General features: G+C 72.0%; 13 protein-coding genes. 2 read left to right on the top strand and 11 right to left on the bottom strand.

Annotation, left to right across the window (positions count from 1 at the left end; genetic code table 11):
• Positions 1 to 13: 13 nt before the first annotated feature.
• Positions 14 to 1,324, top strand: coding sequence for a sensor histidine kinase (locus ABT381_RS03660; RefSeq protein WP_351587200.1), 1,311 nt, complete (start codon positions 14 to 16; stop codon positions 1,322 to 1,324).
• Between the two features lie 24 nt (positions 1,325 to 1,348).
• Here the strand turns inward: ABT381_RS03660 and ABT381_RS03655 are convergent, their stop codons facing one another.
• Complete coding sequence (locus ABT381_RS03655; RefSeq protein ID WP_351587198.1) at positions 1,349 to 1,870, bottom strand: phenolic acid decarboxylase; 522 nt, start codon at positions 1,868 to 1,870, stop codon at positions 1,349 to 1,351.
• A 104-nt stretch (positions 1,871 to 1,974) separates the two neighbouring features.
• Here ABT381_RS03655 and ABT381_RS03650 point away from each other — a divergent pair, with 104 nt between their 5' ends.
• Positions 1,975 to 2,406, top strand: a complete 432-nt coding sequence (locus tag ABT381_RS03650) for a MarR family winged helix-turn-helix transcriptional regulator (protein ID WP_351587197.1) — start codon at positions 1,975 to 1,977, stop codon at positions 2,404 to 2,406.
• A gap of 81 nt (positions 2,407 to 2,487) precedes the next feature.
• Here ABT381_RS03650 and ABT381_RS03645 read toward each other — a convergent pair whose 3' ends face one another.
• From ABT381_RS03645 to ABT381_RS03600, 10 genes are all read right to left on the bottom strand, one after another.
• Positions 2,488 to 3,201 (bottom strand): GH12 family glycosyl hydrolase domain-containing protein, encoded by a 714-nt coding sequence (locus ABT381_RS03645; protein ID WP_351587196.1) that lies wholly within the window; start codon positions 3,199 to 3,201, stop codon positions 2,488 to 2,490.
• Between the two features lie 83 nt (positions 3,202 to 3,284).
• On the bottom strand, positions 3,285 to 5,633 hold the full coding sequence (yicI, locus tag ABT381_RS03640) for an alpha-xylosidase (RefSeq protein ID WP_351587194.1): 2,349 nt from the start codon (positions 5,631 to 5,633) through the stop codon (positions 3,285 to 3,287).
• A 35-nt stretch (positions 5,634 to 5,668) separates the two neighbouring features.
• Positions 5,669 to 6,499 (bottom strand): carbohydrate ABC transporter permease, encoded by an 831-nt coding sequence (locus ABT381_RS03635; RefSeq protein ID WP_467753743.1) that lies wholly within the window; start codon positions 6,497 to 6,499, stop codon positions 5,669 to 5,671.
• Entirely contained in the window at positions 6,496 to 7,395 is a 900-nt protein-coding gene (locus ABT381_RS03630; protein ID WP_351587192.1) for a carbohydrate ABC transporter permease, read from the bottom strand. Before ABT381_RS03630 ends, ABT381_RS03635 begins: the two co-directional genes overlap by 4 nt.
• A 10-nt stretch (positions 7,396 to 7,405) precedes the next feature.
• Complete coding sequence (locus ABT381_RS03625; protein ID WP_351587190.1) at positions 7,406 to 8,632, bottom strand: ABC transporter substrate-binding protein; 1,227 nt, start codon at positions 8,630 to 8,632, stop codon at positions 7,406 to 7,408.
• Positions 8,633 to 8,722: 90 nt separating this feature from the next.
• Positions 8,723 to 11,677: a glycoside hydrolase family 3 protein gene (locus ABT381_RS03620; RefSeq protein ID WP_467753900.1), complete on the bottom strand. Its 2,955-nt coding sequence runs from the start codon at positions 11,675 to 11,677 to the stop codon at positions 8,723 to 8,725.
• A gap of 101 nt (positions 11,678 to 11,778) precedes the next feature.
• Entirely contained in the window at positions 11,779 to 12,792 is a 1,014-nt protein-coding gene (locus tag ABT381_RS03615; RefSeq protein ID WP_351587188.1) for a LacI family DNA-binding transcriptional regulator, read from the bottom strand.
• Between the two features lie 52 nt (positions 12,793 to 12,844).
• Positions 12,845 to 14,281, bottom strand: coding sequence for a purine-cytosine permease family protein (locus ABT381_RS03610; RefSeq protein ID WP_351587186.1), 1,437 nt, complete (start codon positions 14,279 to 14,281; stop codon positions 12,845 to 12,847).
• 42 nt (positions 14,282 to 14,323) lie between these two features.
• Entirely contained in the window at positions 14,324 to 15,361 is a 1,038-nt protein-coding gene (locus ABT381_RS03605) for an ROK family protein (RefSeq protein WP_351587184.1), read from the bottom strand.
• 63 nt (positions 15,362 to 15,424) lie between these two features.
• Positions 15,425 to 16,456: an iron-containing redox enzyme family protein gene (locus ABT381_RS03600; RefSeq protein WP_351587182.1), complete on the bottom strand. Its 1,032-nt coding sequence runs from the start codon at positions 16,454 to 16,456 to the stop codon at positions 15,425 to 15,427.
• Positions 16,457 to 16,465 lie beyond the last annotated feature (9 nt).

Here is a 16,465-nt window from a genome sequence, read left to right as displayed (position 1 = left end):
CTATCCTCGCCGGGTGAGTACCAGCAGCCGCAGTCAGCACTTCCGTAACTTCGTCCGGTCCTGGGTGGTCGTGCCGGAGGGCCACCGGGCGACGGCGCCGGCGCGTTCCGCGCGGCATCCGTTCAGGTCGCCGGTCGTCGCGGACGTGGTGGTGACCGCGGCCGTACTGGCGCTGTCGGTGTGGAACAGCACCAAGAATCCATACCTCGGACCGGCGATGCCGTGGGCGAATCTGCTGCTCGCGGGCGTGAGCGCGGTGCCGCTGCTGGCGCGGCGACGGGTGCCCGAGGTGGTGCTCGCGGTGGCGCTCGTCGCGGAGGCGCTGCACATCTCGATCTTCGCGCTGCCGTGCGCGTACTACGCCGAGGGCGCGTACCGGGGGCCGCGCAGCCGCCGGACGGTGTGGGCGGCGGCGGGGGTGGGCCTGCTGTACGTCATCCCCTGGGGCGACGCCGACGCCTGGTCGCATCCGCGGAGCCTGGCCGGTGGGTTCCTGGTGAACTTCGTCCTCGCCATGCTCGTACCGCTGCTCCTCGGGCTGTACGTGGGTGAACGGCGCGCCGTACTCGCGGGGTTGGTGGAACGGGCCGAGCGCGCAGAGCGGGAGCAGCGGCTCCTGGCCGAGGCCGCGCGTGCCGAGGAGCGGCAGCGGATCGCCGGGGAGATGCACGATGTCGTCTCGCACCAGGTGAGCCTGATCGTGGTGCACGCGAACGCGCTGGCCGCCGTGGCGCACGACCCGAAGGTGACGGCCGAGGCCGCGGCGATCATCCAGACGGCCGGGCGGCAGGCGCTCACGGAACTGCGCGAGATGCTGGGGCTGCTCAGGGGCGAGGCGGCGGCCGGGGACGGGACGGAGCAGGTGAAGCAGGGGCAGCAGGCGGAGGTGGCTGCGGCCGACGGTGCCGCCGTCGACCGGATCGCCGCGCTGGCCGACAGCTCCCGGGCCGCCGGGCTGCCCGTCTCGCTGCGCACCGAGGGCGATCCGCGGCCGCTCGCCGAGCCGGTCGAGCGGGCCGCGTACCGGGTCGTGCAGGAAGCGCTCACGAACGTGCACAAGCACGCGCCCGGTGCGGCGACGGACATCCGTGTCGAGTACGGGCCGCGGGCGTTGTGTGTGAGTGTGACCAACGGTCCGGCGGACCGCGCGGCGGACGCGTCCCCCGACGGCGACGGCCCCCTGCTGCCCAGCGGCGGTCACGGGCTGATCGGGCTGGGCGAGCGGGTGCGGCTGGCCGGCGGCGACATCGAGTCGGGCCCGCTGGACGGCGGCGGTTTCCGGGTCCTCGCGACGCTCCCCGCGCCTTCCCGGACGGCCGGCTGAGCGGCCACCGGGACCAGGGGCGGGTCAGTTCGTGCGGTCGGCGAAGCCGGCGGGCAGGTCGGCCGGGCCTGCGGCGACGACGCTCTCGTCGTCCTCGCCCACGTGCTCGAAGAGTGTGATCTTCGCGAACTCCGGGACGACGTAGACCGGGTAGGCCGGGCCCTCGTCGCGGTACTTGGCCATCTCGTCCAGGTGGTCGTTCTGGAAGCAGACGGTGCGCTCGGGGTGCTGCTCGACCCAGTGCGGGAAGAAGATCACGCCGTGCAGCTGCCGCTTGGCGGGGGAGACGGTCACGGAGACGGAGGTGCCGGTCGGCTCGGTCCAGGACACCTTGTACACGTCCTCGTCCAGCCGGACGAGATCGACCGCTTGGTCCTTGACCCAGCGCCCGCCGACCATGCCGGTGTGGATCCGGTAGTCGATGGTCCGCGCGTTCTTCACGTACATCTCGTACTGCCAGCCGTTGGCGTACGTGTAGATGAACCGCTTGCCGGTGATGCCGGAGAGGTCCTGTGCGGGGACGGGGTTCGCGACGGTGGTGGTCATGGTGGCTCCTTGCTGTGCTGTGGCCGCTTCCGGTGGCCACCCCTTTAGTTTGTCACAAAACAGTTTTGCGACAAAACATCGGGTTGCGCTGCGACAATCGCTCCATGGACACCGCAGCCTCCCTCAGCCACCTCCTCGGCCCCCTGCGCCGGGCCGTCCTCCGCTCCACGCGCACCGCCGAAGGCCTCCCCGACCTGCCCGAGGCCCACATCGAACTGCTGCGGGTCCTCTCCGCCGACGGGCCGCTGGGTACGGGCGCGGTGGCGGCGCGGCTCAGCGTGTCGCCCTCCACGGTCAGCAACCTCGTCCGCGCGATGGCCGCGGCGGGCCTGGTCGAGCGACGGCCCTCCGCGACGGACGCGAGGAGTGTGGGCCTCTCCGCGACCCCGGCCGCGCTGGAACTGCTGGCGCGCTACGACCGGGCCAGCACCAGGGCGCTCCAGGAGGCGCTGCACGGTCTGCCGCCGGGCGACCGCGCCGCCGTCGACAAGGCGATACCCGCGCTGGAGCGCCTGGCGGCGTCCCTGGGGGGATGACCGCGAACCGGTCCGGTCCCTGCGCACGCCGGGCACCGGCCGGAGCGGTCAGCCGCCCCGGCCGGTGCCCGGTCGCACCGCCTAGCGGCTGGAGACGCTGAAGCGGTTGGTGGCGAAGTCGAGGCCGCCCGGCGAAGAGGTGATCTCGTAGCCGAACTGGACGTCGCCGATGGTCTCGTCGCCCCACCAGCCCTTCCCCTGGATCCACTTCAGGACCGGCAGGATGTCCACGGTGCCGGCGGAGGAGTCGGAGGTGCGCAGGAAGGAGTACACCTGATTGGCTCCGTTGTCGCCCTTGTAGACCTTCCAGGTGCTGCCGCCGAGGGTGACGGTGGCCTGTTCGGTGCCGATCGGACCGACGGCGCCGGTGTGATTGACCCAGAGCATGACCTCGTGGTCGTAGTCGCTGTCCCAGATGTCGTACGAGGTGTTGTACGCGCCCGACGCCGGCACGGTCACGTCGTACGTGCTGGTCAGCGAGGAGAGGCCGCTGAGGGGCTTGCCGATGACCTTCTTCGCGTTGGGGTAGGACTTGATTCCCGGGGTGCCCGGGTGATCGGCCGACACGTCCCAGTCCGACGCGGACTCGGCCCGGATCGTCTGGGTGCCGGCGCCCGATCCCCAGATGTTGTTGTAGAGCGTGTAGCCGTCGGGGGTGGTGTACGAGCCGAAGCGCTCGGACGAGGACCAGGCCGCGGCCTGGGCCGGTGCGGCGGCGAATCCGAGCACTGCCGCGAAGGCCGCCGTGACGGTCAGCGGGAGCCGTATGCCGAGTCTCCGGGTGCGCTGTGTCATGAACAGTCCTTTCAGAGGTGGGGGAAGGTCGCACTGTTCATCGGTTGGTTGCCTGGGCCCGGGGAAAGGTTGCCGTTCCCGGCTCAGCTCTCGCGCTCGTCGAGTACCGCCATCAGCCGAGACGTGCCGGGCCCGGCCGACAGCAGCGTGCCCTCTTCGGTGTGGGCCGCCGTGCCCGGTGCATTCTCGGGCAGTGTGAAACGCTCGCCCACGAGAAGCGCGTGCCACGGGCCGGTCGCTCCGGTGGCCTCGATGACGAGGCGCGCGCCGTCCCTGCGGGTGCGGAAGACGGCGTCGGGGGCGCCGTCCGGTGCCGGGACCCTGGTCGTCACGGTGTCGCCGTCGCGCAGCCGGTACACGTTCAGCGTCACGCCGTGCGCCCAGTCGTAGACGGCGCTGTCGGCCACGCTTCCGAAGGGGATCACCGAGCCGGGCCGGGCCAGCAGCGGCAGGCTGTCGAAGCCGTACCGCTCGCGCCGCCAGCCCGGTCCCCGTACCCGCTCGCCGGAGAGCAGATGGGTCCACTCCCCGTCCGGTACGTAGTACTCGACGGTGCCGTCGGCGGTGAAGACGGGCGCCACCAGCAGGTCGTCGCCGAGCATGTACTGCCGGTCCAGGGTGTCGCAGGCCGGGTCGCCGGGGAACTCCAGCAGCATCGCGCGCATCACCGGCGTGCCGTGCGTGGCGGCCTGCCGCGCGGCGTGGAAGAGGTACGGCATCAGGCGGTGCTTGAGCCGGGTGAAGTCGCGGGTGACCGCGACGGCCTCCTCGTCGTAGTCCCACGGCACGCGGTAGGAGGTACTGCCGTGCAGCCGGCTGTGCGAGGACAGCAGCCCGAACTGCACCCAGCGCTTGAAGACTTCGGGGCTCGGCGTGCCTTCGAAGCCGCCGATGTCATGGCTCCAGAAGCCGAAACCGGACAGCCCGAGCGAGAGCCCGCCGCGCAGCGACTCGGCCATCGCACCGAAGGTGGACTCGCAGTCACCGCCCCAGTGGACGGGGAACTGCTGGCCGCCGGCCGTCGCCGAGCGGGCGAAGAGGACCGCCTCGTCCGCGCCGCGTTCGGCGGCGAGCGTCTCGAAGACGGTGCGGTTGTATAGGTGGGTGTAGTAGTTGTGCATGCGTGCGGGGTCGGAGCCGTCGTGCCAGACGACATCGGTGGGGATGCGCTCGCCGAAGTCGGTCTTGAAGCAGTCGACGCCCTGTCCGAGCAGGCCGCGCAGCTTGTCCGCGTACCACTGCCGCGCTTCGGGGTGGGTGAAGTCGACCAGGCCCATGCCCGCCTGCCACATGTCCCACTGCCACACGCTGCCGTCCGCCCGCCGTACGAGGTAGCCGAGCCGGGCGGCCTCGTCGAAGAGGGGGGACTTCTGGGCGATGTACGGGTTGATCCAGACGCAGATCTTCAGGCCGTGCTCCTCCTTGAGGCGCCGCAGCATGCCTTCCGGGTCCGGGAAGACCTCCGGGTCCCAGGTGAAGTCGCACCACTGGTAGGCGCGCATCCAGAAGCAGTCGAAGTGGAAGACGCCGAGCGGTATGTCGCGGTCCGCCATGCCGCGTACGAAGCGGGTGACGGTCTCCTCGTCGTAGGAGGTGGTGAAGGAGGTGGACAGCCACAGCCCGAACGACCAGGCGGGCGGCAGCGCGGGGCGGCCCGTCAGCGCGGTGTAGCGGTCCAGGATCTCCTTGGGGGAGGGGCCGTGCACGATGTAGTACTCCAGCGTCTGGTCCTCGACGCTGAACTGGACCTGGCCGACCGCCTCGGAACCCACCTCGTAGGAGACCTGGCCCGGGTGGTTCACGAAGATGCCATAGCCGCGGTTGGTGAGGTGGAACGGGACGTTCTTGTACGCCTGTTCGCTGGCCGTGCCGCCGTCGGCCTGCCAGATGTCGACGCTCTGGCCATTGCGGGTGAACGGGGTGAAGCGTTCGCCCATGCCGTACACCAGCTCGCCGACGCCGAGGGAGAGCTGCGCGAGGGAGTGGTGGGCACCGTCGGGGGTGCGGGCGAAGCCGGTGCCGCGCGCCTCGGCGGAGGTGAGCGTGCGGCCGTCGGCGGTGAAGTCCAGCCGGTACGGAGCGGTGGTGTCCACGCGCAACGACAGGGCGCCGCTGGACAGTTCGAGGAAAGTGCCCTCGCGGTGGACCTTGCCCGCGGTCGTGTCGTCCTGCCCCGTACCCAGGGCGAAGTGGGGGCCGTGGTCGGCCGTGCCGGCGTGGTGGGTGGCGCGGACGCCGATCACGCCCTCGGCGGGTGAGAAGCAAGTAACGGTCAGCAAAGGGCTGTTGAGGGTGTCGCCCCGGTGCCGGAGGTGGCGTGCGGCGGCGTAGAGGGTGAACCGGTCGTCCTCGACGCGGGTGTCGACGATCTCGGTGGCGTACGACGCGTCGACGCCGTCCCGCATCAGCCAGTAGCCGTCGGTGAACTTCATCGGGTGGTGCCTGCCTTTCGAGCCGCGCGCGGTGGCTACTTGATCGAGCCGCCGGCGATGCCGGCGGCGATGTACTTCTGGGCGACGACCAGCAGGACCGCCGCGGGGACGGCGGACAGCACGGCCGTGGCCATGACCGCGCCCCAGTCGCTGACGTGGGCGCCGACGAACTGGTAGATGCCGAGCGTGACCGGCTTGACGTCGTCGGTGGTGTTGAGGGTCAGCGCGAACATGAAGTCCGACCAGGCGAACAGGAACGTGAACAGCCCGGCCGTGATGAGCGCGTTGCGGCTCATCGGGAGCACGATGCGGACGAAGGCGGTGAACCGGTTCGCGCCGTCGACCAACGCCGCCTCGATGACCTCCCCGGGAATGGACACCATGAAGGCGCGCAGCAGCACGATGGAGAACGGCAGCCCGAGCGAGGCGTCGGCCAGGATCAGCCCGAGGTAGGAATTGACCAGGCCCAGTTCCGCGTACGCGCTGTAGAGGGCGTTGGCGATGACGATGCCCGGCACCATCTGGGTGATGAGGGTGGTGAAGACGACGCTGCGGCCACCGCGCAGCGCGGACTGCGCCAGGCCGTACGCGGCGGGCGCGGCGAGCGCCAGGCAGACGACGACGGCGCCGAGCGCGACGACGAGGCTGGTGAGCATCGAGCGGCCCTGGCTCCCCAGCGCCAGCCGGAAGCTGTCCAGGCTGGGACGGGTCGGGAACCAGGAAACGGCGATGCCCGACGCGGGCTGGAGCGCGGTGTCCAGCATCCAGTAGACGGGGAAGAGCAGCACGGCGAGGATCAGCAGCGCGGTGGCCGTGTTCCAGGCGCTGCGCAGCCTGCGGGTACGCGAAGGGGCCACGACGATCACTTCCCCTGGCCGAAGTCGGCGCGGTTGGCGCGGAGGTACAGCACGGCGAAGACCGCGCTGACCAGGATGAGGACGTTGCCGACGACGGCGCCCTGGCCGAAGTCGAGACGCAGGAAGGACAGTTGGTAGGTGACGGTGCCCAGGGTCTGGGTCGCGTCGGCGGGGCCGCCCGCGGTGAGGGCCAGGATCAGATCGAGGATCTTGACCGTCGACATGAAGCCGAGGACGAGCACCACGGTGATCACCGGCCGCAGCATCGGCAGGGTGACACTGCGGAACGCCCGCCAGGCGCTCGCGCCGTCCAGGGAGGCCGCCTCGTACAGCTCGCGCGGTATTTCCTGCAGACCGCCGTAGAGGATGACCATGTTGAACGGGATGCCGATCCAGATGTTGACCAGGACGGCGGACAGCAGTGCCACGCTCGGGCTGCTCAGCCACGGCACCCCGCCGTCGGCCAGGCCGAGCGCCTGCAGGGCGGTGTTGAGGACACCGTGCTCCTGGTCGAGGATGCGCCGCCACACGACGGCGGACACCACCATGGGCACGAGCCAGGGCAGCAGCAGGACCGCCCGTACGACACCGGAGAGGCGGAAGCGCCGGGAGAAGAAGACGGCCAGGGCCAGACCGATGGTGAACTGGCCGAGCAGCGAGCCGGCGGTGAAGAGCGCCGTGTGCCACAGGGCGTCGGTGAAGAGCGGATCGGCGAGGACGGCCCGCCAGTTGGCGAGGCCGTTGAAGGGCGCTTCTCCGGTGAAGTACGTGGTGGGCGTGAAGTGCTGAAAGCTCATCAGCACGTTGCGGACGAGCGGATAGCCGAAGAATGCGGCCATGTAGACGAGCGCGGGGGCGACGAAGAGCCAGCGGAGGAGTTCGGTGTGCCGTGGGAGGGTTCTCATGACCGGTGTCTCACTTCCCCGTCGTCGCTTGCTGCTGCGCCCGTTGCAGCGCCGCTCCGGGGCTGCTCCGGCCGGTCAGTACGGACTGGAACGCGCCCGAGAGGGCATCGCCCACGGGGGGCCAGCGGGTGCCGACCCGGGCGGTGCGGGAGCGGGCGGTGGAGACCAGCTCGGCGAACGGGGCGAGCTCGGGGTTCTTCGCCGCGTAGGTGCGGGCCGCGGCGGTTCGAGTGGGTACGTTGTTGGTCGCCTGGCCCCAAGCGAGCTGGTTCGCTGGCGAGTTGAGGCAGTCGAGGATCCTTGCGGCGTTGCGCTCGCGGCCGGGGTCGTCGCTCTTCGGCACGGTCATGACGGTGCCGCCGATGGGCGAGACGGCCCTGCCGCCCGCCTCGGGCACGGGGATCTTGGCGACGGCCCAGTCCACCTTCTTCTGGGCGGCGAGCACCGGCACCTGCCACGGGCCGTTGACCATCATGGCGGCGCGCCCCGCGACGAACTGGTCGTTGACGTCCTGCTGGTTCCAGTTGACGACGGCCCTGGAGACCGACCGGTCCCCGACCAGCCGCTTCCACAGCCCGAGTGCGGCCTCGCCCTTGCCGTCGTCGAGGCGCGCCTCGTCGCCGCCCGCCGACCAGAAGAAGGGCAGGAACTGGTAGACGCCGTCGGCGTCCGGACTGGCGCTGAAGGCCAGGCCGTAGGTGCCGCCCCCGGTCAGTTTCCGCGCCGCCGCCCGCAGCTCCTCCCAGGTGCGGGGCGGGGCCACGCCGGCCTTCTCCAGCAGGTCGCGGTTGTAGTACAGCGCGAGGGAGTTGGCGGCGCGGGCCACACCGTAACGGGCACCACGGTACGAGCCGAGGGAGACGGCGCTGCGGGAGAAACCGGAGGCGCCGACGCCGAGGTCGCTCAGCCGCCGCAGGCCGCCGGTCCGGGCGAACTGCGGCAGCTCGGACCCGTCCAGCTCCAGGATGTCGGTGAGCGAGTGGGACGAGGCCATCCGCAGCGCCTTGGAGGACACCTGGTCGGCGGGCACGCTGATCTGCTCGACGCGCAGGCCCAGCGGCCGGGCGCAGCGGTCGAAGAACCGCTGGTTCTTGGTGTGTTCGGCGGTGTCGGTGGCCGAGTTGAGCACGGTGACCGTGCCGGGGTCCGGGGCGGCGGCGCAGCCGGTGAGGCCGAGTGCGACCGTGGCCGCCGCGGTGATCGCGGCGAGCACCGGTCTGGCTGCACGGGAGTGCATGGGCGGTTCTCCGTTCGGAGGCGGCTCAGGGAGATGCGGTGCGGTGGGTAAGGCGCCGGGACGTCCGGTGCGGCGCCGGAAGAGGCCGCGTCAGCGCAGCGAGAAGGTGCTCAGACGCATCGCGTCCGAGAAGACGAGGTGGACGTCGTGCCGGCCGCGGGCGCCACGCAGCCGGGCGGTGACGGTGTGGTAGGCGTACCGGTCGCCGGTGCTGCAGACCTCGGCCGTCCCGGCGAGCGGCCCGTCCGGCGAGCCGAGCCGGATCTGTACGGTCCCGCTGCCGCCGCTCTCCTTCGCGACGCGCGCGGTGAACATCCTTACGCCCGCGCCGAGTTCGGCGTCGCGGAAGACGATCCAGTCACCCTTCCCGGTGGCGCCGACCGCGTCCCCGCGCACCTTGCTCTCGTCGACGATCCGCACGCCCCGGTAGTCGTCGAAGTCGGCGGCGCGCGTGGTCCTGGCCAGGTCCCGGGCGGGGATCTCCGCGCCGTTCACGCGCAGTGTCACCCGCCCCCGTACGTCCCCCGACGACGCGCCCACCCAGACGTCGTGGACGCTGCTCTCCACGACCCAACGGCCGCGGGTGACGTCCCAGTGGGCGAGGTCGGCGGCGCGCAGCGGCAGCCGTACGGTCGTGCTCCGGCCCGCCTTGAGAGGCACGCGGGCGAAGCCGCGGAGCTGCTTCAGCGGCTGCTTGTCCCGCGAGGCGCGCTGGTGGGTGTAGAGCTGCACGACCTCGTCGCCGTCCCGCTCACCGGTGTTGGTCACCTGAACGGAGACGGTCACCGTGCCGTCGCCGTCCACCGTGCGTGCGGACAGCTCGGGCCGGCCGTAGCGGAACGTGGTGTAGGACAGGCCGTGCCCGAAGGGGTAGAGCGGGTCGCCACGGAAGTAGAGGTAGGTGCGGTCCGCCGCGATGATGTCGTAGTCGAGCAGGTCCGGCAGGTCGTCCTCGGAGCGGTACCAGGTCTGGGTGAGCCGCCCTGCCGGGTTGTGGTCGCCGAACAGGACGCCGGCGACGGCGTGTCCGGTCTCCTGGCCCGCGTGGGTGGTCCACACGATCGCCGGCACGTGCTCCTGCTCCCAGGTGGTGGTGACGGGGTAGCTGGTCTCCAGGACGACGACCGTGCGCGGATTGGCCGCCCGGACGGCCTTGACCAGGGCGGTCTGCCCCGCGGCCAGCGCCCTGTCCGCACGGTCGTGGTCCTCGCGGCCGTTGATGCACGGCATGCTGCCGACCACCACGACCGCCGCGTCGGCGCCCCGTACGGCCTCGACCGCGTGCTCGACGCCGCCGCGCACCACCTCCGCCTCGTAGCGGGCGGCATCGTCCTGGGTGGTCAGCCGCAGCGTGCCGGCGGCGTCCGCCGTGAGGTACGTCTTGTCGCCGAACCAGTCGGCGGCGGTCTCGTACCCGGCGTAGCGGATCAGCCGACTGCCGTCGTCCTGCCGCTCCAGGACGAACTGCTGCTGTACGTACCAGCCGTTCGGCTGTTCCTGGTCGTTGCGGAACGCCTTCCCGTCGTAGCCCACGTACTTGCCGTTGGCCACGTTGCGCAGTGTCACCACGCCCTGGCCCCAGTCGAAGACGTCGAACTGCCCGGTGGCGCCCGCGTCGCCGCCCTGCTCCGTGAGGACCGCACCGCTCGCGCCGCCGCCCCCGGTGAGGTACCCGCCGGTGGCCTTGTTCCGGAAGGCGACCCGGTCCACGCCCTCGCTCGTGGTGACGGTCCCGCCGGGCCCGAGCCGCTCCGTGACGCCCTTGAGCGGGGTGACGGCGTACGGCAGGGAGCCGGAGTACCAGTCGGTGTAGAGGGTGTCGGCCAGCGGGCCGACGACGGCGACCTTCTTGAGGGCCTTCGCGTCCAGCGGCAGGGCCGCGTGCTCGTTCTTCAGCAGGACGACCGCCTCGGCGGCGGTCTCGCGGGCCAGGGCGCGGTGCGCCGGGCTGTCGATGACCGACTTGTCGATCTTCGCGTACGGGCCGCCGTCCGGGTCGAACTCGCCGAGCCGGAACCGGATGCCGAGAGCGTGTCGGACCGCGGTGTCGAGGTCGGCCTCGTCGATCAGCCCCTTCGCCAGTGCGGTGGTGAGCGCCTGGACGGTCTTGCCGGGCTCGGCGCTGTCGGTGGTGAAGCTGTCGATGCCGGCTCGCAGGGCGGCGGCGTCCCCCTCGGCGCGGGTGGGGTAGTAGTCCTGGTTGCCGGGGAGCAGGTTGTTGGGGGCGTCCGCGTCCGTGACGTTGAACAGGTCCTTCTTCGCCCATGTGCGGACGGTGTCGGTCAGGCCCGGATGGACGGTGGCGGGGCGGCCGTTGACGAGGTTGTAGGACGACATCACGCCGGTGACGGCGTCCGCGCTGAGGGCCGGCCGGAAGGCCGCCTCGTCGTACTCCTTGAGGACGCGGGGGCGCAGGACCGAGTCGGAGGTGGTCCGGCGGGTCTCGTTGTTGTTGGCCAGGTAGTGCTTGATGGTGGGCGCCGTCTTCAGATGGACGGGATCGTCGCCCTGCAGGCCCGTGCCGTACGCCGTGGAGATCGCGCCGGTCAGGTAGGGGTCTTCGGAGTACCCTTCCTCGTTACGGCCCCAGCGCGGGTCACGCAGCAGGTTCACCACCGGCGCCCACAGGTTCAGGCCCCAGCCCTCGGGCCGCTCGTGCTGGAAGCCGCGCGCCTCGTCGCCGACGGCCGCGCCGACGCGTCTGATCAGGGCGGGATTCCAGGTACTCGCCAGACCGACGGCCTGCGGGAAGACGGTGGCCGGACCGAGCCAGGCGACGCCGTGCAGGGCCTCGGTCCCGGTGCGGAACGGGCGTATGCCGAGCCGGGGGACGGCCGCCTGGTACTGGTGCAGCAGGCCGATCTTCTCGTCCTTCGTCAGCCGGCGCAGCAGGTCGTCCACACGGTCCTTCAGCGGCAGGCCGGGATCGCGGAAGGGGTGCGCGGTACGCGTGCGCGCGGCGGCGGGAGAGGCTCCTGCCAGGTCCAGGCCGGCGGTCAGCGGAGCGGCCGCCAGGCCGAGGGCGAGCACGGCACGTCGGGAAATGCCCTGTGGCTTCACGGGACTCCTTCGAGTCGAAGCGCTTCGATAACGGGGTACGTGGTGCCGGTGATGCCGGTGGTGCGGAGGGCGGTTGCCCGGGCTCGTCAGTTCAGGTGTGCGCGCGCTGCCGTACTGGCCCGCTCGGTCAGCTGCGGGGGCAGCAGCGTGGCCTCGGGGACCTCGCGGCCGGCCAGCTTCGCCATCAGCAGCTCCACCGACCGCTCGCCCACCTCGGCGGCGGGGAGGGCGACGGAGGTGAGGGGCACGGTGGCCCCCTCGGCCAGCTCGTCCGGACACAACGCGACGACGGACAGGTCCTCCGGGATGCGCAGCCCGGCCCGTTGGAACGCCTCCAGCAGCGGGCCGACGGCGGGCTCGTTGTGAATGACGACGCCCGTCAGGTCCGGATGCTCGCGCAGCAGCCGGTCGACCGTCTCCCGTGCGGCCTGCGCGCCGGGTGCGCACGGGAGCACGGTCGAGGTCATGCCGTACCGGTGGGCCGCGGCCGTGAAGCCCGCCGCCGTCCGCCGGGCGAAGCCGGTGTCGCGCGCGTACACCTCCGGCGGCGACCCCAGCAGCGCCACACAGCGGTGCCCGAGCCGTGCCAGGTGGCCGACGCACTCCGCGCCGGTCGCCGTGAAGTCGAGGTCGATGCAGGTCAGTCCCGCGGCTTCGGCGGGGAAACCGATGAGCACGGAGGGCAGGCCGAGGGAGCGCAGCAGCGGGATGCGGGCGTCGTGCAGCTGTACGTCCATCACCACGAGCGCGTCCACCAGCGCGCTGTCCGCCACCCGCCGCAGCCCGTCCTCGCCCTCCTCCTGGGTCAGCAGCAGCACGTCGTGGTCGTGCGTGCGGGCGGTGGTGACCACGGACGCCGCGAACTGCATCTGTACGGGCACGTGGATGCCGGTGCGCAGCGGCATCACGAGCGCCACCACATTGGACCGGCTGCTCGCCAGGGCCCGCGCCCCGGCGTGCGGGCGGTAGCCGAGCTCGCGGATGCTCGCCTCGACGCGCTGCCGGGTCGCGGCGGAGATGGAGCGCTTGCCACTGAGGACGTACGACACCGTGCTCGGCGAGACGCCGGCGCGCTGCGCCACATCAGTGATCTTGACCATTGCACTCTCCTCGAAACCGCGTCCCCCGGACCGGGGCGTCGAACCGTTTCGACTACGGCCGTCGAAGCGATTCGCCGGAACAGTAGGGAGGGCCTTGGGGAGTGTCAATGGAATGCACACCACGTAACCGCGCCACCGCCCCGTACGCGGTGGCCGCCGCGGTCAGGCCGACGGCCCAGGCCAGGTCCGTACCGCCCAGGGCACGGGCGACGGGGCCGGTGTAGGCCGAGGTGTGCATGAAGGGGATCTGGAGCGCGAAGCTCGCGGCGTAGAGCAGCAGCGCGGGGGTGCGGAAGCGGCCGTAGATCCCGCCCGCGGGAGCGAAGAAGGACGCCACGTCGTACGTGCCGCGCCGGATCAGATAGAAGTCGACGAGGTTGATGGCGGTCCACGGGATCAGGACGTACTGGAGGACGGAGAGGAAGTCGGTGTAGGCGGCCAGGAAGGAGTTCTGGAAGGCCAGCGCCATGGTCAGGCTCGCGGCCAGCGGCGCGGCGATCAGCGCGGTGCGGGCGGCGCGGCCGGGCAGCCAGCGGTGCCGGAACGTCTGGCCCGCGGTGACCAGACACAGTGCTGTGCCGTAGAGGTTCATCGAGTTGATGTGCACGACGACGACGGCGAAGCCGAAGAGCACGACGGCGGACAGGGTGGTGCCGAGGACCGCGGCGAGCCCGCCGATCGCGTCGTCGGACACGGCCAGGCCCATGACCACGCCGAGCAGCATCGGCAGCGCGCTGCCCAGCACGCAGCCCCAGTAGGTGAACCACAGCGTGGAGCGGCGCCCGGCGGCGTCGGCGGGCATGTAGCGGGTGTAGTCCGAGACGTACGGTGCGTAGGCGATCTGCAGCAGGACGCCGGTCGCGGCCATGCCGACGAAGCCGGCGAGGGTGAAGTCCTCGTTGCCCGCCGCCCGTTGGAGTACGTCGGGAGTGGCCAGGACGCGTACGGCGCAGAGCGCGAGCAGGGCCAGGGCGAGGAGCGTCGCCCAGCGGCCGACCCGGTGGATGAGGTCGTAGCCGACCGTGGCGACGACCAGACCCGCGAGAGCGCAGACCACCAGCCAGGCCGGGACGGACAGCGCGGGCACGACCTGGTGGAGCGCCTGCCCGGCGATGACGAGGTTGGAGGCGAACCAGCCCGCGTACATGAACACGACCAGCACGGTGACGAGCAGCGCGCCGTGGCTGCCGAACTGGCCGCGGCTCTGGATCAGTTGGGGCACGCCCAGTTTCGGCCCCTGGGCCGCGTGCAGGGCCATGAGGAACCCGCCGGCGAGGTTGCCCAGGAGGACCGCGGCGATGCCGGGCCACAGGCCGAGGCCGTAGACGACCGGCGCGAGGGTGCCGGAGACGAGGGTGAGGGGGCTGATGTTCGCGGCGAACCAGAGGGCGAACAGGTCGCGCGGCCGGCCGTGCCGCTCATCCGCCGGTACGGCGTCGATGGTGCGGCCCTCGACGAACCGGGCGGGCGTGGGGGGACGTGGGCGCATCGTGGACCTCTCGAAGAGGGCGCCGAGCCCGCGGGGCCCGGCTCAGGGAAGGGAGGCCGCGGAGGCGGAGGCCGTGGTGCCGACCGCGCCGGCTCGTCCGGCGTGCAGCAGGTCCCACGCCAGCAGGCCGGCACCGACGCGGCCCGCGCGTTCGCCGAGGGACGCGCGGACGAGGTCGGGCAGCACCTGGAAGGCGACCCGGCGCTCCAAGTGCCGCCGCAGCGGGACGAGGAGCTGGTCGCCCGCCTGGCTGAGGCCGCCGCCCAGGACAAGCACGTCGGGGTCGAAGAGCGTCACCGCGGTCAGCAGCGCCTGCGCCATCGCGTCGGCCGCCTCGTCCCACACCCGGCCGGCGGCCGGATCGCCCGCCGCCGCCCGCCGGGCCACCTCGGCCGCGTCCACCATGGGCCCCGCGCCGCCCATGGTCGCGCCGCCCGTCGTCGCACCGCACGCCGCCGTGTACCGCCGGGCGACCGCGGCGCCGCCCGCGATCGTGTCCAGGCAGCCCCGCTGCCCGCAGCCGCACGGCTCGCCCTCGGGCCGCAGCACCACATGGCCGATCTCCGCCGAGCGCCAGTGGCTGCCGGGGAACGGCCGGCCGTCCAGCAGCAGCGCGCCGCCGACGCCGGTGCCGACGGGGACGAAGAGGACGACGGGGTGGCCGCGGCCCGCGCCGAGCCGGGCCTCGGCGACGCCGCCGGAGCGCACGTCGTGGCCGAGAACGACCGGCAGGCCGAGCCGCTCGGCCGCCAGCCGCCGCAGCGGGACGTCCCGCCACTTGACGACAGAGGAGAACACGACCGTGCCGGCGGCCTCGTCCACCAGCCCACAGGAGGCGATGCCCGCCGCCCGCACCGTGACGTCGTGGGCGCGGGCCTCGGCCACGGCCCGCTCGGCGTGGTCCAGTACGGCCGTCAGCACGGCGTCCGGACCGTCCTCGGGGCGGGTGGGGGAGCGGCGCTCGGCGACGGCAGTGCCGTCCGGGGCGATCAGCGCGGACTTGATGACCGTGCCGCCGATGTCCAGGCCGAGCACCCACGCACCGTCCCTCGCCGGTGCGCCCTCTGCGGTACGGCTCACGACGCCTCCTGATCAAGTGACAGTACGTCACAACTTAGCGGGATGTGTGTGCCTCCCGATCCCTTACCCGGTCTCCGGGCCCCGCCACCCTTCGAGGTGCCGGAGCAGGCGGTCGTACTGGCGGGTCCCCGCGTCGACCGCCAGATGGGCGCCGCGCAGTACCTGGCAGAGCTCGGCGGGGGACAGGCGGGGGCGCTGGGCGCGCAGCCCGTCGGAGAGCTCCTGGCTGTGCCGGGGATCGATCCGGGTGTGCGCGGTGAAGTAGAGGCGGGTGTCCTCGTCGTGCAGGCCCACCCGGTCCATGCCCTCCAGGAGCAGCCGGAAGTGCGGCTCGACCCAGCTCTCGAAGACGAAGAAGCAGCCGTAGGCGGCCTGGGTGCGGGACGGGCGGGTGAGCAGCGCCGTGAAGAGATTGGAGGTGATCTTGGCGTACCAGGGATGGGCGCTGCGGTAGCGGGCCAGCTCCTCCCAGCCGGCGGCCGAGCCGAGCTGGCGGCGCAGCCAGTAGGTGTGGAAGTTCTCCAGCCGGCCGCGGCCGCACTCGTCCCAGAGGTTGGCCGCCGCGACCGCCTTCTGCTTGCCCTGGAGCCCGACCACGAGGAGCGCGACCTCGTCGTCCACGACCTCGTTGCGGATCAGCTCGCAGCGCACGAAGTACTCGATCCGGTCGCGGGTCGCGTCCCGCGCCAGGTAGCGGAAGAGCGGGTGGCCGACGCCGGTGTTGTCGGCGGCCAGCGCGTCCAGGTGGTCGGCCGCCGCCTCCTGCCCGTCCGGTTCGGGGACCGGCGCGGGCGTGGCCCAGACGTCGAAGAGTTCGCGTTCCAGCCGGGTCCGCGCGGCGAACAGGGCGATCTCCAGGTCGTCGTCGCGGGTGAGGGTGGCCGGTCCGTCGCGGTAGCCCAGGGACCGGGAGCAGAGCGTGGCCAGGTGTTCGTGCAGGAACCTGCCGTGCGCCTCCGGGTCGTGGCGGAGCCGGGCCAGCAGCTCCGTCTGGGCGTCGGCCGGCGCACTCAGGAACCGGGCCAGCTCGGGGGCAAGCCCTCCGAAGGGCCGTACGGGCGGCCAGTACAGGTCCTGCAGCGGTGGGGCGGTCATCAGGATTCT

Origin of the sequence: Streptomyces sp. NPDC000151 (assembly GCF_040301705.1) — a bacterium.
In the GTDB taxonomy this organism is placed as follows: domain Bacteria; phylum Actinomycetota; class Actinomycetes; order Streptomycetales; family Streptomycetaceae; genus Streptomyces.
The sequence above is the reverse complement of the archived record's forward strand: the minus strand, read 5'-3'. Positions and strand labels throughout refer to the sequence as shown.

Bases quoted from the DNA above. Each gene is read 5' to 3' on its own strand.
- ABT381_RS03655 (WP_351587198.1), bottom strand. From the start codon at position 1,870: ATGACCACCACCGTCGCGAACCCCGTCCCCGCACAGGACCTCTCCGGC.
- ABT381_RS03650 (WP_351587197.1), top strand. From the start codon at position 1,975: ATGGACACCGCAGCCTCCCTCAGCCACCTCCTCGGCCCCCTGCGCCGG.
- ABT381_RS03645 (WP_351587196.1), bottom strand. From the start codon at position 3,201: ATGACACAGCGCACCCGGAGACTCGGCATACGGCTCCCGCTGACCGTC.
- yicI (WP_351587194.1), bottom strand. From the start codon at position 5,633: ATGAAGTTCACCGACGGCTACTGGCTGATGCGGGACGGCGTCGACGCG.
- ABT381_RS03630 (WP_351587192.1), bottom strand. From the start codon at position 7,395: ATGAGAACCCTCCCACGGCACACCGAACTCCTCCGCTGGCTCTTCGTC.
- ABT381_RS03625 (WP_351587190.1), bottom strand. From the start codon at position 8,632: ATGCACTCCCGTGCAGCCAGACCGGTGCTCGCCGCGATCACCGCGGCG.
- ABT381_RS03615 (WP_351587188.1), bottom strand. From the start codon at position 12,792: ATGGTCAAGATCACTGATGTGGCGCAGCGCGCCGGCGTCTCGCCGAGC.
- ABT381_RS03610 (WP_351587186.1), bottom strand. From the start codon at position 14,281: ATGCGCCCACGTCCCCCCACGCCCGCCCGGTTCGTCGAGGGCCGCACC.
- ABT381_RS03600 (WP_351587182.1), bottom strand. From the start codon at position 16,456: ATGACCGCCCCACCGCTGCAGGACCTGTACTGGCCGCCCGTACGGCCC.